This window comes from Parapedobacter sp. 2B3 (assembly GCF_041925275.1).
Taxonomy (GTDB): Bacteria; Bacteroidota; Bacteroidia; order Sphingobacteriales; family Sphingobacteriaceae; genus Parapedobacter; species Parapedobacter pyrenivorans_A.
The window spans coordinates 22,133-39,891 of the sequence record NZ_JBHEUZ010000024.1 but is presented as its reverse complement, the minus strand read 5'-3'; the positions used below and the strand labels follow the sequence as shown (position 1 = coordinate 39,891).

The following is a 17,759-nucleotide window of genomic DNA, read 5'->3' as shown; positions in this document are numbered from 1 at the left end:
GAACGGTATGCCGGGTGGTGTGAGAGGTCGGAAAATAGAATAGGAGGAAAACTATTCTATTTTCCTCCTACTCGATTGTAGTGGATTGGCTACAAAAGAAGTTTATTGTAGGTTTTTCTGCTTGTTTTCTTGTGAAAACTTGGAGATTTGCTTGTGAAAAAAACACGCTGAATCAAGTTTACGGTATGAAGAAACAAATACTCCTTGTAGAAGACGAACCAACGATACAGCGACTGCTCCATTTCATCCTGTCGAAAGAGTTTGATGTACGATCAACTGCCAATGGATACGAAGCATTCCTTTGGTTGGAGAAACAGGAAATCCCCGATTTGATCATCATGGATTGGGTAATGCCCCAGATGGACGGCAGGACCTTCTTAAAGAGCCTTAAGGTGAGCGGTCTATACTGCGATATACCGGTGATTGTGTTGTCGGCAGCTGAAACCATTCAAGAGGAGTTAAAAGACTTTCCATCTCTTATAAACTACTGTCTCAATAAGCCCTTCGATCCGATCAAACTGAAAGAAACTATCGGAAATATATTTAATTCCTCCACCTATGGATTTGTTAACTGATTTAAAACAAGAACAACATTTTCTAACCATATCCATCGGGTATTTTGGCACCAAGTTTCGGGATGAATTTAAAGGGGGGATGTTTGCCAATACCCATATTGTTAAGTTCGATGAACTACGCGATTTAGAGAAATATATTCAAGAATGTCCGCTCTTGCTCATACCGGAAGTACTGTTGTTGGAAGTAGGGGATGACCTGCTAGCGATTGAACGGTTTGTTACAAAAATTCGCGATAATCCAACGACTCGGGGAATCAGTATCATCCTACTCAATTTCAAGGCAAACCGAAATGTCGTCGTAAAAATATTTAAGCCGCTCGTAAACGATATTTATTTCTATCCGTTCAATGTGCTGAACCTAAAGGAACGCCTAGCGTTTATTTTCAGGTTCAAAATGCTACAGCATGAGTCTTCCTTATCGAATTTGGGGAAATCGCTGGTTCCCTACCGGATTCCGCTTTCGAAGCGGATTTTTGATATCCTTGTTTCGTCTGTGCTGATCCTCCTGTGTTCGCCGATATTGCTTTTGGTGGCAATACTCATCAAACTTGATTCAAGAGGGCCGATCATTTACAAAAGCCAGCGCGCGGGATTTGGATACCAGGTTTTTAATTTTTATAAGTTCCGGTCTATGCGCGTAAATGCGGATAAGGAACTGAGTAAGCTAAGCGGGTTGAATCAATATGCTGCCAACGGTGGCCAGTCTGCATTTGTAAAAATCAACAACGATCCGCGTATTACTAGATTCGGTGCTTTTATAAGGAATACAAGTATCGATGAATTGCCGCAGTTATTTAACGTATTGATAGGCGATATGTCGTTGGTGGGCAACAGGCCATTGCCGCTATATGAGGCACAGATGCTTACTTCCGACCAATGGGCGTCCCGTTTCCTGGGGCCGGCAGGTATAACGGGCCTTTGGCAAGTCAGCAAGCGGGGTCGCAGTGAAATGTCAGATCGGGAGCGGCGAGAGCTGGATAACGTCTACACCCAGAAATTTTCCTTCTGGATGGACTTGGTTATATTGTTGAGAACGATTCCGGCGCTTTTCCAAAAGGAATCGGTGTAGCGGTAGCGGTCCACAACGCCGAGTTCCACACCCCTTATAGGTCAAGGGAAGCTCCGATATTACTATGCTTTGACACAAAAGAAGTTGCGTTATTAATTGCGTCGCTTTGCGACGCATAATATTGATTATTTGCCTTTTCCACAATCTTCGTGCTTCCCATGTTATTGATCATATCCGTTACCGGCTTGTATGAGTCGCTCGAATAGAGCTCGAACCCGAGGTTGTTATAATACGCCAATGTTCCTGAGTTATTGTAGAGGTCGAGCAATTGACCCTGCCAATCGCGGGAAGTATTCATCTTTCCAGCCGTATTGTTATATACTTTGGCATTGACGAATGTTGTTTTGCCTTGGACCAACTGGTTTGAAAATTCTTGGATTTCGAAAGCACTGTATTTGCGGCTGTTGTAGCAAATGTTGTTGTAGATTTCTATCGTTGCGGCAGATGATCCCCTGGAAAACACCCACGCACGAATGGCATTGCCTTGGTAATTGGTGAGCTTATTATCGTGGAAGTGGCCATTTCCATGCATCAAAAAGATGCCGTTATGTGCGTTATTTCGCTGGTTTACATATTCGACAATGTTGTGATGGATATTATAATCCTGCACATTGGAAAAAATCACCAGGTTGCCTGCTTCGCTGTTTTGGAAGGTGTTGTAGGCAATCTCTACATCCTTGAAAAAGCCCGTGTCTCCCGACCTGCTTAACTGGCCGCCGAAAACGATCGAGCCGGTGTTGTCAAATAAGCAATTGAGTATTTTGAAGCGCTCGGTACGCGTAGCTGCGGTACCGTCGTATGATAAATTCCGGCCATTGTTAGCTTCGCCGGCGATGCAATAATCACCGATGTTTCTAAACGACATGTTACGTATCGTTACGCCGTTCATCTTTCCATACATGCGGATGGCGCGGTAACTGAGATTGCTAAATGTAAACCCATAGTCGTTGTTTCCCGAGCCGTTACCACTGATAATCACGTGATCGATATCCCGGGTTTCCATTACCTGTTGGATCGCTATGGGGCCGGCATTGGTGATGGTTATGGGAGCATCGGCAGTGCCAGCGATATTCTGTATGGTGATGGTACTGTAAGTGCCTTCCCGTATCCGGATGGTTTTTGAAGATGATCCACTTAGTGTACTGGCGGTGATGGTCAGGTTCCCGCTGCCATTGCCTACCAACACCCCTTCGCCATCAGGAGGAACGACATTGGGAGTAGTGGGTATCGTCACACGGATCGTATCATAGACTTTGATGGTATCGACAATCCTGACGGTGTCGGTAACGGTGGTCCGGATGGTATCAACATACCGAATGGTATCAATGTGCCGAATGGTATCGATGATATGCAGGGTATCGGTATAGGTAACGGTGTCGGTATAATAAGTAGTATCCTGTACGTGGATGGTATCGGTTACAATGACCGTATCATAGACCGTAACCACCTGGTTGGTAGCCTCCCGTGGCGGCTCGGGGGTCACGATCACTTTCTTGCACGAGGCCGCTATTAAAACAAGTAGGAGAAGGGTTGGGAAGGGAAAATGCCAGATAATACGATGCTTCATTCTCTGCGTAATAGCGTATTTTTGTAAAAAAATGTTTTTGTAGTAAAAATACTACAAACGCGAAGATACATATTATTCTTTTGTATTAATTTTTTTTTGATTTTTATTTGCGTCTCTGGCTAGGGAGCCCGGTTAGATTTTGGCATAAAGCACCGGCTTCAGTAACCGGTGATAGCCAATGGCTAATACATAACTTGTTGCCAAAACGACGATACCTTCAATTAACCCAAGGGATGCTGATCCCGTTAGCGCGAGGACACAGTCGATAACCAGCATATGGAGCAAATACCATTCATAGGAAAACTGGTTTGTATAGATAAAGAATCTGTTTAACCACTTGATGCCAGCGGCGTATATCAATAGGGCAAAACTAAGGTATCCCACCATTGACGGGATATCGTTGTAAAGTTTCAATACCCCCCCGCTGGCCCCCGATATGCCGGTCAGCGTGATCCCCACTACAGCCAATACCAAAAGCAGGGGGATGGATAATCTCTTCATGAAAAACTGACTGTAGCCGTACCTGGCGGCTAATACCATCCCCAGCACAAATACCCAAAGGAAGTGTAGAAAGAAACTATTCCATACGCGAAATTCCGTTTTTCCGAGGATCCAGACGATGGTCGGCCAAACCAGACTGACGATAAAGGCGGCAGCCAATGCTTTCCATCGATACCGGTTGACCATGGTGTACAGCAGCGGGAAAAAGAAATAGAATTGGATGATCATTGATATGAACCAAAATTGTTCGCCAAACGAATTAATATACCGCTCGTCAAACATTTTGAACAGGAAAACATGGCTCAATAACGCTTCAAAACGGTCACCGCCAACATGAACAAAGGGAATGGCGGCTGCTACCAATACCACCAAGATATACGGAACATAGATTTTTAGCAGCCGTTTTCTTAAGAACTGGAAATAGGTCAGCGGCCTCTTCTGTTGGGATAGAAAAAGACCGAAGCCCGAGCAAAGGATAAAAACATAAATACCCGCGGCCCCGAAATTAATTGCGAGCGAAAGGAACCCTGGCAGGTCGAACCGTTGCAGTATATGGTAAACCACAATGGTAAAAATGGAATACCCCTTCAAGAAATCGATGAGCGGAAGGCGGTTTCGGCTCATTGTTCGGCAACGTTATGGTCTGTCAGCAATTCGTTGTCTATGCGGTCCATTAATGTTGCCGAAATATCGACATGCAGCTTCCTTGCGAACCATTTTCCCGATGCTTGGAGATTACAAAAGTCCGTTTCGGAGAGCGTTTTGGGGCTGGGGAGGCCATCGCTCCAGTCGATGTAGCGGAGATTATCATTGATGATATCGTCCCGGTATATCGAATTTAGGAGAATGGTCTGGAAAAAAAGCTCGTCCGGTCCCCATGTGTATTTGAAAAAACGCTCGATTGCCGGATTATTTCGAATATAAGCAAGTATATAATTGACGTGTTGCATGGCAATGGTAAACCATTGCGACCGTCCGACGATAGTTAAACCACCCGGTGGTTTCCGTTCTTTGGTTACCGTATTGACCAGCCGTTGAAACAGGTATTTGCCCCGAAGGCGTACATCTGTAAAGTGATAGTGCGTAAACCGACTCTTTGCCTTGTGCCACCAACTTGAGCCCTCGGTTTCAAATTCGAAGAATGATTTGCCCCGATGGTGGGCCAAGTACGCATGGAAATGGCCGGCGGGGCGCAGGGGATAATCGGCCCCACTCAACAGGTTGATGAACGTGTAGTCCACTCCGCTTTCAGCGATCTCTGAAAACGAGTGGAGTGTTGCCTTTACCATGCTATAGCCACCCCAGTTGACGCTGCTTCGGTTCTTGACGAAGTGGCAATTGGGTAAGGCGCCTACGGCATCGACAAAGGGTTCGATAGCTGCTTTTTTATCGACATGGATATATACCGCGGAACGCGGATGGATAAGTGCTTTGACCAACTTGGCCAATTGGGCAGGGTGGCAGTGCACCAATATGAGATGGGCAATCATGGTGTCGACCTCACTTTGAAGGCCCAATACACTGGATATCGTTGTTAACATGGTGAAACCTGCTATTAAAGCGGCTCGACAAATAAAGGTGTTTCGGTAACGGTCAATGTTAGTTTACCCCCGGTGGGGGTCGCTACCGTTTCACGCATTTTGTCCGACCCAGCTTGTAGGTGGTATATTTTCACTTGGCTGGCAGTGCCGACTTCAAGTTCGTATGTGGCTTCCCGTCCGATCTCATCGGGCACAACCAATACGTAGATTTTCTTCCCGTCCAATTCATAGAGGTCCACGAAGGGATCGGTTGCCAACGTGCGGGAATAATGGTATTCGCCCAACAGCGCCCTGGTTTGCAATACATAGTCCAGCGCTGGCCGCCGGCTGCCACGGGCATCCACAAACCCGGATGAACTGTATTGGGTGCTGCTATTGATATTTACATCGTTCAGCATGTAAAAGTGGATACGCTGTATGCCAAGTCGCGCATACATCAAGCATGATCTGATTGACCAGTCCGCTTGCGTCTCCGCAATGGATTTGTTGCTCTTGGCGATAGCCAACGCACGTTGCGGACTGTTCGGATTGTTGTCGTACCCCAATTCGGTAACCCATACTTCCATCCCGCCAAGGTCATCATTTGCCATTTCCACGAACCGCTGGGCAACTTTCGGCGATTCTGAAATCTCCGGAGCCTCTCCGCGGATTCCGGGGGCCGACCAGTCGCTTTGTTTATTGTTTGAATAATGGTGGTAGTTCACCACATCGAAACAAAGATCTACGGAGCCGTCGGATTTAAGGCCACGGTTTTCCAGGCACCAGGCCACCATTTTTCTAACAAAGTCGGGGTCCGGCCCCGCGAGACCTCCCATAACCACGATCATGTTGGGATCTGCGCTCTTGACCCCAACACCGGGTCCCAACTTACCTTGGTGCCCGTCGTAAAATGCAGATAAGTTGGCAGCGTATTCCTCAGCACTTTGCTGCGCTTTCGCACCTTTCCACCATCGGTCCGGCTCATTGTTGCATTCAATATATTTGATCAGATTTAGCCCTATTTTCTTTTGATTCGGTGCCCAGGAGGGTTTGGCAGCAACGGATACCAAAGCCGGGTCTACATTCGCGTTACTGCCATACCTCGCGGCGAACTGGAAAGCAAGTTTTGAGAACATCAAATAAGATGCCGGATCGGTTTTGTCCGCTCCGTAGGGCGCAGGCGCATTCTCTTCATCCCGTTGGTTGGCCGGATAATAGCCTTGTAAAAACCAGTCGGGCACCGTTTTCAGGCACGTCAGCACGTTGACATCGTTTTGTTTGCACCATGCATAAATATCATCGTAGCTCCAGTTTCCGCTTGCGGTGGGGCTGAATGTATATTCGCCCTCCACGTCTTCGATACGATGCCAGTCGAGGTAATGCCTGAACTCGGCAAATGGTTTAATTAAATCGGTCTTTGCTGCACTCAGTTCGTTCGCGTCCGACAAAAATTCCCATTCGAATCCGTTAATCCCCAGCATATACTTGAACTTCCGGTCGCTTTCGCCGGGCGGCGTTACCGAAAGTGTATCGTTCGGTGTGGTGGGTGTCTCTTTCTGCCCCTTATTGCCATCTTTTGCGCAGTTGGTGTAGCCGATGGAGACCAACAGGCAAGCAAGCACGGCGGGATACTTTCTACTTAGTCGTGTAGCCATATCTAGTGAAATTTTCTTCTTACTACCGTTGTGCGAAAGTACGCTATTTTCGCGTTCCACGCACGTTGGTGCCTGTTTTTGACGTGCAATTATATGTGTTTGTAGTGCAATCACTACAAATGTAGGTGTAATACTACAAAATCAGATAAAGTCGTTGAATCAGTGAACTAGCCAACGAAATTAATATCAATTTTGCGAGCAGCAATGCCAGGAAACGTGTGGGATTACTCGGTATTTCTACAGGGTCTATGAAATTGTTTTTTAGAAAAATTCATCAACAAAACAGAATCTTATACTATGAAAAAAAGTTTTTTGTCTTTGGTTGTCACGATGGTGGTTTGTACGGTATCGGTGTACGCGCAGATGGATGCCGGACGTGATGTAGGCATTAACTATCAACAATTGGAGCGTTATATCGAATTGGCGAAGCAGCATTATCCGCAGCGGAGAATCGCTGAGTTGACCGAGCAGAAAGCACGCAGTGTCTACAAGGCAGTTCCGTTGGGGTATTTGGATATGCTGAACGCCTCTTACTTTTATCGGCCTAATGATCGGAGTGCAATTAACATCGACAATCCCTATTTGACCAATGGATTCCAGTTTGGCGTGAATCTCAATCTTGCGACGTTCCTCCAACGGCCCGCTCAGGTAAAACAGGCAAAATTTGACTATGAGATTGCTAAACTCCAAGCCGAGGCTTATGAGGATGTACTGGCCAATGAGGTGAAAAAGAGGTATTACGAGTACCAACGCTCCAGGGAGGATCTCGGGTTGAAAATGCAGGCATTGGAAGATTATAAAGTGTTGGCAGAGGGCCTGCAATACCGGTTTGAGAAAGGCGAAATTGAACTGACAGACTACGCTACAGCAAAGGCTTCGGTTTCCAATGCGGAGACGACACTTCTGCAGGCTAGGATTGCGATATTGGTTGCGCAAGATGCACTGGAAGAAATCATAGGTGCAAAATTATCAGAAGTAAAGTAACCGATTCATAAACAGGATATTCATATGATTGATATCGTTGCGTTCTGGAAGTATTTGTTGAGGTTCAAATGGGTGGTGATCTTTACCCCGTTGGTGTGTTTGGTCATCACGTTTTTCCTATTGAAAGAACTTCCCAAAAAATATCGCTCGTTAGCGAGGATCTCTACTGGAATCTCGGACCGTTCCCAAGAAATCCTTTCGCAGAGCACGCCCGACTATTACCAGGTGAGCCAGCAATTCTCAAATTTGACCGAAGCTGTCAAGGCGAAAGACCTGGTAAATGCCCTTTCCATAAAATTGATCTTGCACGACCTGGAACAGCCCGACAATACGTTCCAGCCATTGTCAAAGGCCCTTTTGGAACTCTCGGACGAAGACCGGCGCCTGCTGGCCGATAGTTACCGGGGGCGCTTGGCCAATCGCCAATTGGTTTTGCCGATCGATACCGGGAGATACGACCTCTATGCCTATTTGAAATCGATGGGTTACCACGAGGCAGCCATATACGACAACCTGATGGTTGGCCGCCGCGGCGAGACCGATCAAATCGATATTCTATTCGAATCGAAGAGTCCGTACCTCTCGGCTTTCGTGGTCAATACCTTGTCAGGCGATTTTATTAGCGAATACGAATCGAGCTCTACATCCAGTGAACAGATAGGGCTGGCGCTGCTTGATTCGGTTTTGCGCGAGAAAGAAGAGGTGATGAACCGGAAGAATGCCGAACTCCGTAATTATAAATCAACCAGCGGGGTTTTAAATGTAAGTGCCCAGGCGGAAGTGTTGTATAAACAGGTATCTGAGGCCGAGAGCCAACGCTCGCGGGTAGTAGGTGAGATTGAATCGTTGACCGCTGCGATTGCAGAAATCAACCGCAAACTCTCGGATGAAAATAATAGCGATGTCAATTCGCGCGTATCGGAGAATAACACAGAATTAATCCGCTTGAATAAGCAGTTGGAGCTTGCGAACCAGCAGTATGTAGACAATGGCTATCAGGCAATTGATAAGCAAAAAATTGATTCCCTCCAGGGACTTAGGTCGGTCGTGATAGCCAATCTGTCAACGCAGTCGCTTAAAAACCCCCAGGCGATCAGGCAGGGATTGGTAACGGAACGGAATAACCTGGAGATTGCGCTTTCGAAGGCACGGAGTAGCATCAACGCCATCGATGATAACCTAAGCTCGTTACGAAGCAAGTATTATGGGATGATGCCGGCCGATGCCGGTGTGCAAAACCTTGAACGGGAAGCCGATTTGGCCGTGAAGGAATATACCGAGGCAATGAACCGGTATAACCAGGCGAGTTTCGAGAACGTGAGCGGGTTGAAACTGCGTATGGTAGAGAAAGGCCACCCCGGTCTCGCGGAACCATCGAAGAAAGTGCTGTTCCTGGGACTTTCGGGGGTTGCTAGCGGGTCGATTTGCATCGCGGTGTTCCTGCTGTTGTTTATGCTGGATAACCGGATCGTTACGGCAAACCAATTGGCCGAAAGGACCGGCGCGAAAGTGCTCGGCAGTTTGAATATGCTCAGAACGAAGGATAAGGACCTACGGAATATTTGGCACAATGGATCGGACACACCCGCATATACGATCTATCAGGACCTCATCCGGGCGCTGCGTTTTGAACTCAATACCGCTGTTTTGGGCGATGGCCAAAAGGTGCTTGGTATAACCAGTTTGCGTGCAGGAGAGGGAAAAACATTTGTGGCATCGAGTCTTGCCTATGCTTTTGCGCTTATCGGAAAGAAGGTTTTATTGATTGGCGACGGGACCGCGGACCTGACATCCCTATTGACCAATAACGGGGAATCTCAAAACCTCAATCAGTTTGAACATTTCCTGGTCAAAAAGGAGATTAAAGCCGAGGACTTGATAACGGTTTTGAATAGAAATCCGAACAACAGCTCGATACTGGAGCTGAAACATGCGGATAACCTGCTGGCCGGGTTTGAGGTACTCCGGGAGACGTTTGACATTATCCTGATCGATATCGACAGCCTCCGGAACGTCAACAAAGCCAAGGAATGGCTCATGCTCACCGATAAGGCAGTGGCCGTTTACAAATGGGGTACACCCATCCAGGATGGGGATAAGGCGTTTCTCGGATTCATTGCATCCCTGCCCAATTTCTCGGGATGGATTTTCAACCAAGTAAGTGTCGAGATCAATGAAGGGTTGGCGGGCAATTAACACGAGCGTATGGTCGTTTCGATCGTGGCTGGGGTTAGACAAGGCCATGGGGACAAGGACCTTATTGTTGATTGCGGGCCTGTTAAGCGCTGTGGGGGTGGGCGTGCTTACAGTCAAATTCGGTGTCGTTGGAGCCATGGTGGTGCCTGCCCTTTGGCTTGGCGTGATTTATTGCATATTTTTATACAAAAAGCCCGAATTGGGCCTCATGACCATCCTGCTATACGGTTTCGTACTGCCTTTTTTTGCGAGGGAATTTTATCCTATACAATTCGGAATCGGTATCGAGGGGCTTTTTCTCATCACGTTTTTAGCGACCTTCCTGGGGGTCCCTAAGCATAAATGGGCGAATTTATCGAACGATCTCGTCATTCTGACGGCAATATGGTTTGCCATCAGCGTGCTCCAGGTAGCAAATCCATACGGCGGAAGCATTGTGGGCTGGTTTCAGGAACTTCGTACAGCGGGGCTGTATGGCCTGCTCGTGGTCATGCTGGCTTTTTTGCTTTTTGATACGAAACAGCACCTGAATATATTCATCGGGCTTATCGTTATCCTATCTGTTTTCGCCTCGCTGAACGGGGCCCGGCAGTTGTATTACGGGCTACTACCCGGGGAACAGGTGTTTGTGCAGGATAATGCGATTACCCATTTGATATGGGGGCAGTTACGAGTATTTTCTTTTTTTACGGACGCAGGGATGTTCGGAGCCATGCAGGCGCACATAGCACTTGTTACGGGGGTGCTCATATTTGGACCATTTCGGCTTTGGGTGAAAGGGGCGCTGGCGATTGCAACCGTTATATTGTTGTACGGAATGTTGATTTCGGGTACGCGGGGATCGTTGTTTGTCATCGTATTCGGTGCTTTTGCTGCGATCATGTTGTTCAAGAGCTACAAAGTCCTGGTAATCGGGGTGCTGGCCGGGATATTGGCGCTGGGCATGTTGAAGTATACCCATATCGGTAGTGGAAACTACCACATCTATCGGCTCCGCACCGCATTGGATCCGCAGGATGCATCGTTGAACCTACGCTTTGAAAATCAGCAGATATTGCGTAACTACATGAAGGACCTTCCGTTCGGTGGTGGTCTCGGTGTTATCGGGGCTTGGGGGCATAAATACAATAGCGATAAATTCCTGTCTAAAGTCGAACCCGATAGTTATTGGGTAAAGGTCTGGGCGATGTATGGCATCGTTGGTCTGACCATTTGGTTTTGTATGCTCCTCTATATTATCGGTAAATGTGCCGGTTACATCTGGAATATCCGGGACCAGGGGCTCCGCGTAAAGCTCATCGCATTGATGGCTGCCTCAATCGGCACTTTTTTCGCAAGTTATGGCAATGAAGTTATAAACAGGGTCCCGGCATTGTTTATCGTATATATCACTTGGGTGTTTGTATATGTGAGTCCGAAATGGGATAAGCATCTTGAACCCGCAGCAATTAATCGTCACGTGTGAACTCGTAAGTTGAATTTTTATGCCATTTGAGATTTTTATTTTGCCGGGAGTAATTTGCTTGCTCATCGGATTCATCAGGGGGATAAGGTTGTATAAGAATGAGGTAGGGCATTAATCATTTCTATTGCGTGGAAAACAATAATTTTATCATCGTTGGTCAGCAGCCTTGGGATACGCAGATTGGAAGCAATTGCAAAGATATCGCATTGGAAATCAGTAAAAGGAATAAAGTGCTCTATGTCAATTCGCCGCTCGATCGTATCACCTCGCTTCGTAGCCGTGGCGATGACCCGGTACAACGGCGGCTGGATGTGATTGAAGGCAAAGCAACGGGGCTGGTGCAAGTTGCCGATAATATCTGGAACCTTTATCCGGATTGCATCGTTGAATCCATCAACTGGCTGGGAATACCTGCTTTGTTTGATTGGATTAATAGGCGCAATAACCGCAGATTCGCAAAGTCCATCTTGACAGCAATCGATAAATTGGGGTTTGAAGATTATTATTTATTTAATGATAATGAAATAATTAAGTGCTTTTATTTAACGGAATACTTACGGCCTAAACAGCGGATTTACTACTCGAGGGACTATATCTTAGCTACCCCGTACTGGAAGAAGCATGGGCAACGGCTGGAGCCGCTTGTCATTGCAGCCAATGATCTGTGCGTAGCCAATTCGGCGTATCTGGCCGACTATTGCAGGCAATACAATGCAAATGCCTATGATGTAGGGCAAGGATGTGATTTCAATACGGATACGGCTCCGTTGCTGAATACACCGGATGAACTGCGCGGTATGACCGATCGGCCTATCGTTGGCTATGTGGGTGCGCTCCATAGCCTCCGTTTGGATGTGGCGATTATTGAACATATTGCGCTATCGAAGCCGGAATGGCAGCTGGTTTTGGTGGGACCGGAAGACGATGGTTTTGCGCAATCGTCGCTACATCAGCTCGGAAATGTGTTGTTTGTGGGCCAGAGGCAACCCAAGGAATTGCCCGCATACATCCAACGTTTCGATGTATGTATCAATCCACAGCAGGTCAACCATCTTACCATCGGCAATTATCCCCGCAAAGTAGATGAGTACTTGGTAATGGGAAAGCCGGTGGTGGCTACCTCGACACGTGCCATGGAGTGTTTTGCTGATTTTGTATTCCTCGCTGACGATAGATACCAGTACGTGGGTTTGATTGAGCGGGCGTTGCAAACGGACACACCGGCACTGGCTGACCAGCGTAAGGAGTTTGCACGGAATCACACATGGGAAAATTCGGTAGCAGCCATCTACGGTGCTATCACCGAGGTGGAAAACAACCATAGGAAATAGGTATGGATGCATTGTTACTGTTGTTAGATACTTGTTGGTTGGCCGCGCAGCTGTTGATCGGTGCCTTTTTGGTGTGTCCAGTGGTGAGCTATGTAGTCCATCGATTCGCCCGTTGCCCCGTCATCCAACGAAAGCCCGGCACGGAAGCAGATTATGCCGTTATCTTGACCGTCTTCGGACATGTAAACGGTGTGTCGCAAGCGATCGAATCATTGCTGAAAATGGACTATCCAAATTTCCATGTATACGTTGTACTCGATAACTGCGAAGGCTTGGATTTCGATTTCGCCCATGAAAAGGTGACGCTGCTGCGTCCGCCAGGGGTACTTGCCGGCAATACGAAATCCCATTTTTATGCCATTGATCGTTTCATACGCCGTCACGACCGGCTTACCATCATTGATAGCGACAATTTGGTGCATCGCCAATACCTGCGTGCATTGGATGCTTATTTTGACGATGGATTCCAGGCCGTCCAAGGCGTACGTAAGGCCAAAAACATGGATACCACGTTAGCTTGCCTGGACGCCGCAAGGGATGCCTATTACCATTTCTATGACGGAAAGCTCCTTTTTGAGGTCGGTTCATCGGCAACGCTGGCGGGGTCTGGAATGGCGTTTACGGTAGCCCTCTACCGGGAATGTTTGGAAAAGGTGGTGGTCGAGGGAGCAGGGTTCGATAAGGTACTGCAGTTCGAGATCGTCAAGCGTGGCCACCGCATCGCATTTGCACCGGATGCGTGGGTGTTTGACGAGAAAACCGCCCATTCCGATCAATTGGTCAAACAACGTTCGAGGTGGATAAACACCTGGTTCCGCTACGTGAAATTCGGCTTCAAACTGTTGGGGCGTGGGCTGCGCCGTTGGGATAGGAACCAATTATGGTTCGGTTTCATCCTGCTTCGTCCCCCGTTATTTATATTCCTGTTGTTGGCTGCACTGGCGCTTTCGGTCAATGCGGTTACATCTAATGTAGCGGGTGTGATGTGTTGGCTGGCGGCATTCCTGTTATTTGGATGCGGATTTTTTATCGCCATGCACCATGCAAACCTACCCCGATCTGTGTACCGTGCATTACGGTCGATACCGAGGTTCATGTTCTACCAGGTAGTGTCGCTGACGAAAGCCAGAAAGGCCAATCAGATTTCAGTGGCAACAAAACATACGGTAATAAAGCATATTGACGACATGGATTAGCTTGGTTATGGTACCAAAATCAATGAATAGGAGGCAATCAATTGCGGTCATCGTTGTGGTGCTGGCCATGGTGTTTTCATTGCTTTACGCTTGCAAGCGGGCTTTCCATCTGTTTAAGACCTATCCGGACGGTTATCTAGACGGCAAAAGGCAATTGGTTGAGCTGCTGGTCGAAGCGATTATCCCGGAAACCGACACACCGGGCGCTCGAAGTGCAGGAGTTGCCACATTCGTTATCGACAAGGTTAAACAGTTCCTTACAAAAAACGAAGCGACCGGCTTTTATATGGGGCTGGAAGAAGTGGACGCCCTTGGCGTCAAGAAGTTTGGCAAATCGTTTTCTGTCTGTTCACTGGAGCAGCGGGAGCAGGTGTTGACCGTAATGGAAACGAGGGAGTGGGAGCGGGGCAGCCTACCGTTCCGTATAAAACGTAAGCTGTTCGGCCGTTCGTTCATCGATATCTTGAAGACATTTACCGTAGAGGGGTACTGCACATCCAAATCAGGATGCGTTGATGGACTCGCCTACGATCCGGTTCCGGTGCATTACGTCCCGTGCATTGATCTCAAGCCCGGACAACACTCTTGGGCTACAAAATAACAGCAAATGAATATCAACTCTTCTCCCGAAATTTACGACGCCATTGTGGTTGGATCGGGCATAAGCGGCGGCTGGGCGGCCAAGGAACTTTGTGAAAGCGGGTTGAAGACGTTGCTGCTGGAACGTGGCCGCCCTGTGGAACATATCAAGGACTACCCAACAGCGATCATGGATCCCTGGGAGTTTAAAACAGGTATAAAGAACGCGGTCGCCGATGTTCAGGAGAACCCCGTGCAAAGCACGTGTTATGATGGTGCAAACAAACATTTTTTCGTCAACGACCATGAGCATCCCTATATCCAAGAGAAACCGTTCAATTGGATACGCGGTTATCAGCTTGGTGGAAGATCGCTTACGTGGGGACGGCAATGTTACCGGTGGAGTGATCTGGATTTTGAAGCCAACCTTCGGGACGGTGTCGCGGTAGACTGGCCGATACGTTACGCGGACTTGAAGCCTTGGTATGACTACGTAGAGCGCTTTATCGGTGTGAGTGGCCAATCGGATCATCTGAAACAGCTGCCCGATGGGATTTTCCAGCCAGCGATGCCGTTGAATTGCATTGAACAGTATTTTGCCGAACAGATTGAGAGGCAATATAAAGGAAGCCGGAAACTGACGGTGGCCCGGGTTGCAAACGCGACCCAGCCTATTGACGGGCGGGGTATTTGCTTAAACAGAAACCTCTGTTCCAGGGGGTGCCCCTATGGCGGCTACTTCAGTTCCAACAGTGGCACGCTTCCCGTTGCCGCACTAACGGGGAACTTAACAACACATACGTTTGCCATTGTTACGGAAATCATCTACGACGACACGGTTGGCAAGGCGACAGGCGTTAGGGTGATGGATGCCATCACGCAGGAAGTAAAGGAATACCGTGCACGCATCATTTTTCTCAATGCATCTACGATAGCTACAACGGCCATACTGCTGAACTCCACGTCAAAACGGTTTCCCGACGGAATGGGTAACGACAGCGGTCAACTGGGCCGCAATCTCATGGACCACCATTCGTACGCTGGCGCTTATGGCATATTCCACGGTAAGTTGGCCGACAAATATTACAAGGGGAGAAGGCCCTGTGGTTTTATCATACCCAGATTCAGGAATATCACCGAAAATGAAGGACTTGATTTCAAACGTGGATATGGTTTCCAAGGCCATGGTGAACGACAGGAATGGGAGGATCGGTCGGCGCACCTCTCGGGTTTCGGAAAGGGGTTTAAAGACAAGCTGACCCGGCCTGGTCCCTGGTCGGTATGGATGGCAGGTTGGGGCGAATGCCTACCCTATGAACATAACCGGGTGGCGTTGGATAGCCAAAAAAAGGATCAGTGGGGAATCCCCCTCGTGCGCATTTCGTTTAATTACGGGCACAACGAATCCAACATGATGGCCGATATCGAGCATACCGCCGGTGACATGTTGGCGCGCAGTGGATGCGAAGAGGTGTCTACCTTCAATTACCACAAGCCGGGTGGAAGCACCATCCATGAGATGGGTACCGCCCGTATGGGCCACGACCCCGCCACGTCGGTACTGAACGGTTTTAACCAGGTACATACCGTGAAGAATGTTTTCGTAACCGATGGAAGCTGCATGACATCGTCTGCTTGCCAAAACCCTTCATTGACGTATATGGCACTTACCGCACGGGCGTGTGACTATGCGGTTTCCGAACTGAAAAAGGGGAATCTGTGAGCAATGGAAAAAGCAACAGCGCCGACGGCATTATTCAACAGCGCCTATTGACGGGTTGGCTGCATGACGCGTATTGCCGTAGAAATCGGTTTCCGCAAGGGTGCCTTTGCCTTTGTTTTTTGCTGCCGATGCGCTGTTTAATTTAAACGAAGTTGCGTCCGTAAACCCAACTTGCGAAAACAGATCGAAGTAGAGGTTGTTTGATCCACTGATGCGCGTATCACCAAGCGGGTGCCAAATGTCGCTATGTGTACTCCTAACGGGGAAGTCATAACCCAAATTGTTGAACACTTCGCATGTGCCGCCCACTAACCCATAAACATCAACGACCGAGGCGGGGAAGTTATCCCTCGACGTATTAAGGCTGCCACATGTGTTGTTGAATATTTTGGCATTCGCATACGTTGTTTGCCCGTCCACGCGATAGGCTGTAAACCCCTGTACTTCAAATGCCGAATACTTGCGCGAATTGTAGACAATGTTGTTATAGATCAATACATCCTGCGGGGAACTACCAAGACTCACTGTCCACGCGCGTATGCTGTTTCCTTGGTGGGTGTTGATCAGGTTGTTATGGAAGCGGCCGTTGCCGATAAGGTGGAACATCGCATTGTGGTTGTTATTTGCACTGTTCACATTCGAAACGGTGTTGTGGTGTATGTTATAATCAAATGCATTGTTGATGTAGACGATATTTCCGGCCGCTGGTGAATCCTTATAGGTAAGGTAGGCGATTTCGATGCCTTTGTACACGCCTGTTAGGCCGTTCCTCGATATCGAGCCATTGAATTGGATAAATTGGCCGCAACGTTCGCAATCCATCCTGAGCAATTTCAGGTTTTCGCTAAAGGACCCCGGTTGCCCGGTATAACGGAGATTGTTATCGTAGGAGATAACGTAATCGGCGACGTTCCGGAACACCATGTTACTTAGCGTGACGTTGCTTATTTCGCCTTGCATGACGACAGCGCGGTAGTTGTTGTTTTCGAAAACGAATTGCTTAGCCGTTCCGTAGTTCGGGTCTCCCGTTATGACGACTCCATTCAAATCGGCAAGCGTCATCGCCGACCGTGTCCCCGAGAGGGTTACCTGGCCGTCGCTGAAAATGACCACCGGACATCCTGTACTTTTGATATTCCTTATGGTAATGCCGGCATAACGGCCGTTTTTAATCCGGATGCCTGTTTTGCAGGGGTAATCAAAGTTGTTGCCATCGATGGTGAGGGTGCCGCCGGTGCCTGTGCCAAATTCGAGTATAACCATATCCGGGTCGTTCGGATAGGGTATGGTATCCGACGGCGACGTTGGCGTCGCATCCCTGTTTTTCGAGGAATCGCAAGACCCGGAAACCGACAAAAAGTAACCGGCTACAACAATTAGTATTGTTGCGATGTCCAT

At 48.1% G+C, this 17,759-nt stretch carries 14 protein-coding genes; 9 read left to right on the top strand and 5 right to left on the bottom strand.

The window, feature by feature from the left end; genetic code table 11:
* The first annotated feature begins 185 nt into the window (after nucleotides 1-185).
* Both ACEVG1_RS19140 and ACEVG1_RS19135 read left to right on the top strand, forming a co-directional pair.
* Nucleotides 186-575 (top strand): response regulator, encoded by a 390-nt coding sequence (locus ACEVG1_RS19140; protein WP_374745340.1) that lies wholly within the window; start codon nucleotides 186-188, stop codon nucleotides 573-575.
* Entirely contained in the window at nucleotides 559-1,644 is a 1,086-nt protein-coding gene (locus tag ACEVG1_RS19135) for a sugar transferase (RefSeq protein ID WP_374745339.1), read from the top strand. The genes ACEVG1_RS19140 and ACEVG1_RS19135 overlap by 17 nt, the downstream gene beginning before the upstream one ends.
* Before the next feature lie 34 nt (nucleotides 1,645-1,678).
* Here the strand turns inward: ACEVG1_RS19135 and ACEVG1_RS19130 are convergent, their stop codons facing one another.
* The 4 genes from ACEVG1_RS19130 to ACEVG1_RS19115 form a co-directional block, all read right to left on the bottom strand.
* Nucleotides 1,679-3,211, bottom strand: coding sequence for a hypothetical protein (locus tag ACEVG1_RS19130; RefSeq protein WP_374745338.1), 1,533 nt, complete (start codon nucleotides 3,209-3,211; stop codon nucleotides 1,679-1,681).
* A gap of 132 nt (nucleotides 3,212-3,343) precedes the next feature.
* Nucleotides 3,344-4,336, bottom strand: a complete 993-nt coding sequence (locus ACEVG1_RS19125) for an acyltransferase family protein (protein WP_374745337.1) — start codon at nucleotides 4,334-4,336, stop codon at nucleotides 3,344-3,346.
* Nucleotides 4,333-5,253, bottom strand: a complete 921-nt coding sequence (locus ACEVG1_RS19120) for a beta-1,6-N-acetylglucosaminyltransferase (protein WP_374745336.1) — start codon at nucleotides 5,251-5,253, stop codon at nucleotides 4,333-4,335. The genes ACEVG1_RS19125 and ACEVG1_RS19120 overlap by 4 nt, the downstream gene beginning before the upstream one ends.
* 14 nt (nucleotides 5,254-5,267) lie before the next feature.
* Complete coding sequence (locus ACEVG1_RS19115; RefSeq protein ID WP_374745335.1) at nucleotides 5,268-6,887, bottom strand: hypothetical protein; 1,620 nt, start codon at nucleotides 6,885-6,887, stop codon at nucleotides 5,268-5,270.
* A 297-nt stretch (nucleotides 6,888-7,184) separates the two neighbouring features.
* Here ACEVG1_RS19115 and ACEVG1_RS19110 point away from each other — a divergent pair, with 297 nt between their 5' ends.
* From ACEVG1_RS19110 to ACEVG1_RS19080, 7 genes are all read left to right on the top strand, one after another.
* Nucleotides 7,185-7,871, top strand: a complete 687-nt coding sequence (locus ACEVG1_RS19110) for a TolC family protein (protein WP_374745334.1) — start codon at nucleotides 7,185-7,187, stop codon at nucleotides 7,869-7,871.
* A 24-nt stretch (nucleotides 7,872-7,895) separates the two neighbouring features.
* Nucleotides 7,896-10,067, top strand: coding sequence for a GumC family protein (locus ACEVG1_RS19105; RefSeq protein ID WP_374745333.1), 2,172 nt, complete (start codon nucleotides 7,896-7,898; stop codon nucleotides 10,065-10,067).
* A complete protein-coding gene (locus ACEVG1_RS19100) occupies nucleotides 10,045-11,532 on the top strand; it encodes an O-antigen ligase family protein (protein ID WP_374745332.1) in 1,488 nt (495 codons plus the stop codon). Before ACEVG1_RS19105 ends, ACEVG1_RS19100 begins: the two co-directional genes overlap by 23 nt.
* A gap of 128 nt (nucleotides 11,533-11,660) precedes the next feature.
* Complete coding sequence (locus tag ACEVG1_RS19095) at nucleotides 11,661-12,863, top strand: glycosyltransferase (RefSeq protein WP_374745331.1); 1,203 nt, start codon at nucleotides 11,661-11,663, stop codon at nucleotides 12,861-12,863.
* A 2-nt stretch (nucleotides 12,864-12,865) separates the two neighbouring features.
* On the top strand, nucleotides 12,866-14,059 hold the full coding sequence (locus tag ACEVG1_RS19090) for a glycosyltransferase (protein ID WP_374745330.1): 1,194 nt from the start codon (nucleotides 12,866-12,868) through the stop codon (nucleotides 14,057-14,059).
* Nucleotides 14,060-14,081: 22 nt separating this feature from the next.
* Nucleotides 14,082-14,660: a gluconate 2-dehydrogenase subunit 3 family protein gene (locus ACEVG1_RS19085; protein ID WP_374745329.1), complete on the top strand. Its 579-nt coding sequence runs from the start codon at nucleotides 14,082-14,084 to the stop codon at nucleotides 14,658-14,660.
* A 6-nt stretch (nucleotides 14,661-14,666) separates the two neighbouring features.
* Nucleotides 14,667-16,361: a GMC oxidoreductase gene (locus ACEVG1_RS19080; RefSeq protein ID WP_374745328.1), complete on the top strand. Its 1,695-nt coding sequence runs from the start codon at nucleotides 14,667-14,669 to the stop codon at nucleotides 16,359-16,361.
* A 30-nt stretch (nucleotides 16,362-16,391) separates the two neighbouring features.
* Here the strand turns inward: ACEVG1_RS19080 and ACEVG1_RS19075 are convergent, their stop codons facing one another.
* On the bottom strand, nucleotides 16,392-17,759 hold the full coding sequence (locus tag ACEVG1_RS19075; protein ID WP_374745327.1) for a hypothetical protein: 1,368 nt from the start codon (nucleotides 17,757-17,759) through the stop codon (nucleotides 16,392-16,394).

Bases quoted from the DNA above. Each gene is read 5' to 3' on its own strand.
- ACEVG1_RS19140 (WP_374745340.1), top strand. From the start codon at position 186: ATGAAGAAACAAATACTCCTTGTAGAAGACGAACCAACGATACAGCGA.
- ACEVG1_RS19135 (WP_374745339.1), top strand. From the start codon at position 559: ATGGATTTGTTAACTGATTTAAAACAAGAACAACATTTTCTAACCATA.
- ACEVG1_RS19130 (WP_374745338.1), bottom strand. From the start codon at position 3,211: ATGAAGCATCGTATTATCTGGCATTTTCCCTTCCCAACCCTTCTCCTA.
- ACEVG1_RS19125 (WP_374745337.1), bottom strand. From the start codon at position 4,336: ATGAGCCGAAACCGCCTTCCGCTCATCGATTTCTTGAAGGGGTATTCC.
- ACEVG1_RS19120 (WP_374745336.1), bottom strand. From the start codon at position 5,253: ATGTTAACAACGATATCCAGTGTATTGGGCCTTCAAAGTGAGGTCGAC.
- ACEVG1_RS19115 (WP_374745335.1), bottom strand. From the start codon at position 6,887: ATGGCTACACGACTAAGTAGAAAGTATCCCGCCGTGCTTGCTTGCCTG.
- ACEVG1_RS19110 (WP_374745334.1), top strand. From the start codon at position 7,185: ATGAAAAAAAGTTTTTTGTCTTTGGTTGTCACGATGGTGGTTTGTACG.
- ACEVG1_RS19105 (WP_374745333.1), top strand. From the start codon at position 7,896: ATGATTGATATCGTTGCGTTCTGGAAGTATTTGTTGAGGTTCAAATGG.
- ACEVG1_RS19100 (WP_374745332.1), top strand. From the start codon at position 10,045: ATGAAGGGTTGGCGGGCAATTAACACGAGCGTATGGTCGTTTCGATCG.
- ACEVG1_RS19090 (WP_374745330.1), top strand. From the start codon at position 12,866: ATGGATGCATTGTTACTGTTGTTAGATACTTGTTGGTTGGCCGCGCAG.
- ACEVG1_RS19085 (WP_374745329.1), top strand. From the start codon at position 14,082: ATGAATAGGAGGCAATCAATTGCGGTCATCGTTGTGGTGCTGGCCATG.
- ACEVG1_RS19080 (WP_374745328.1), top strand. From the start codon at position 14,667: ATGAATATCAACTCTTCTCCCGAAATTTACGACGCCATTGTGGTTGGA.
- ACEVG1_RS19075 (WP_374745327.1), bottom strand. From the start codon at position 17,759: ATGGACATCGCAACAATACTAATTGTTGTAGCCGGTTACTTTTTGTCG.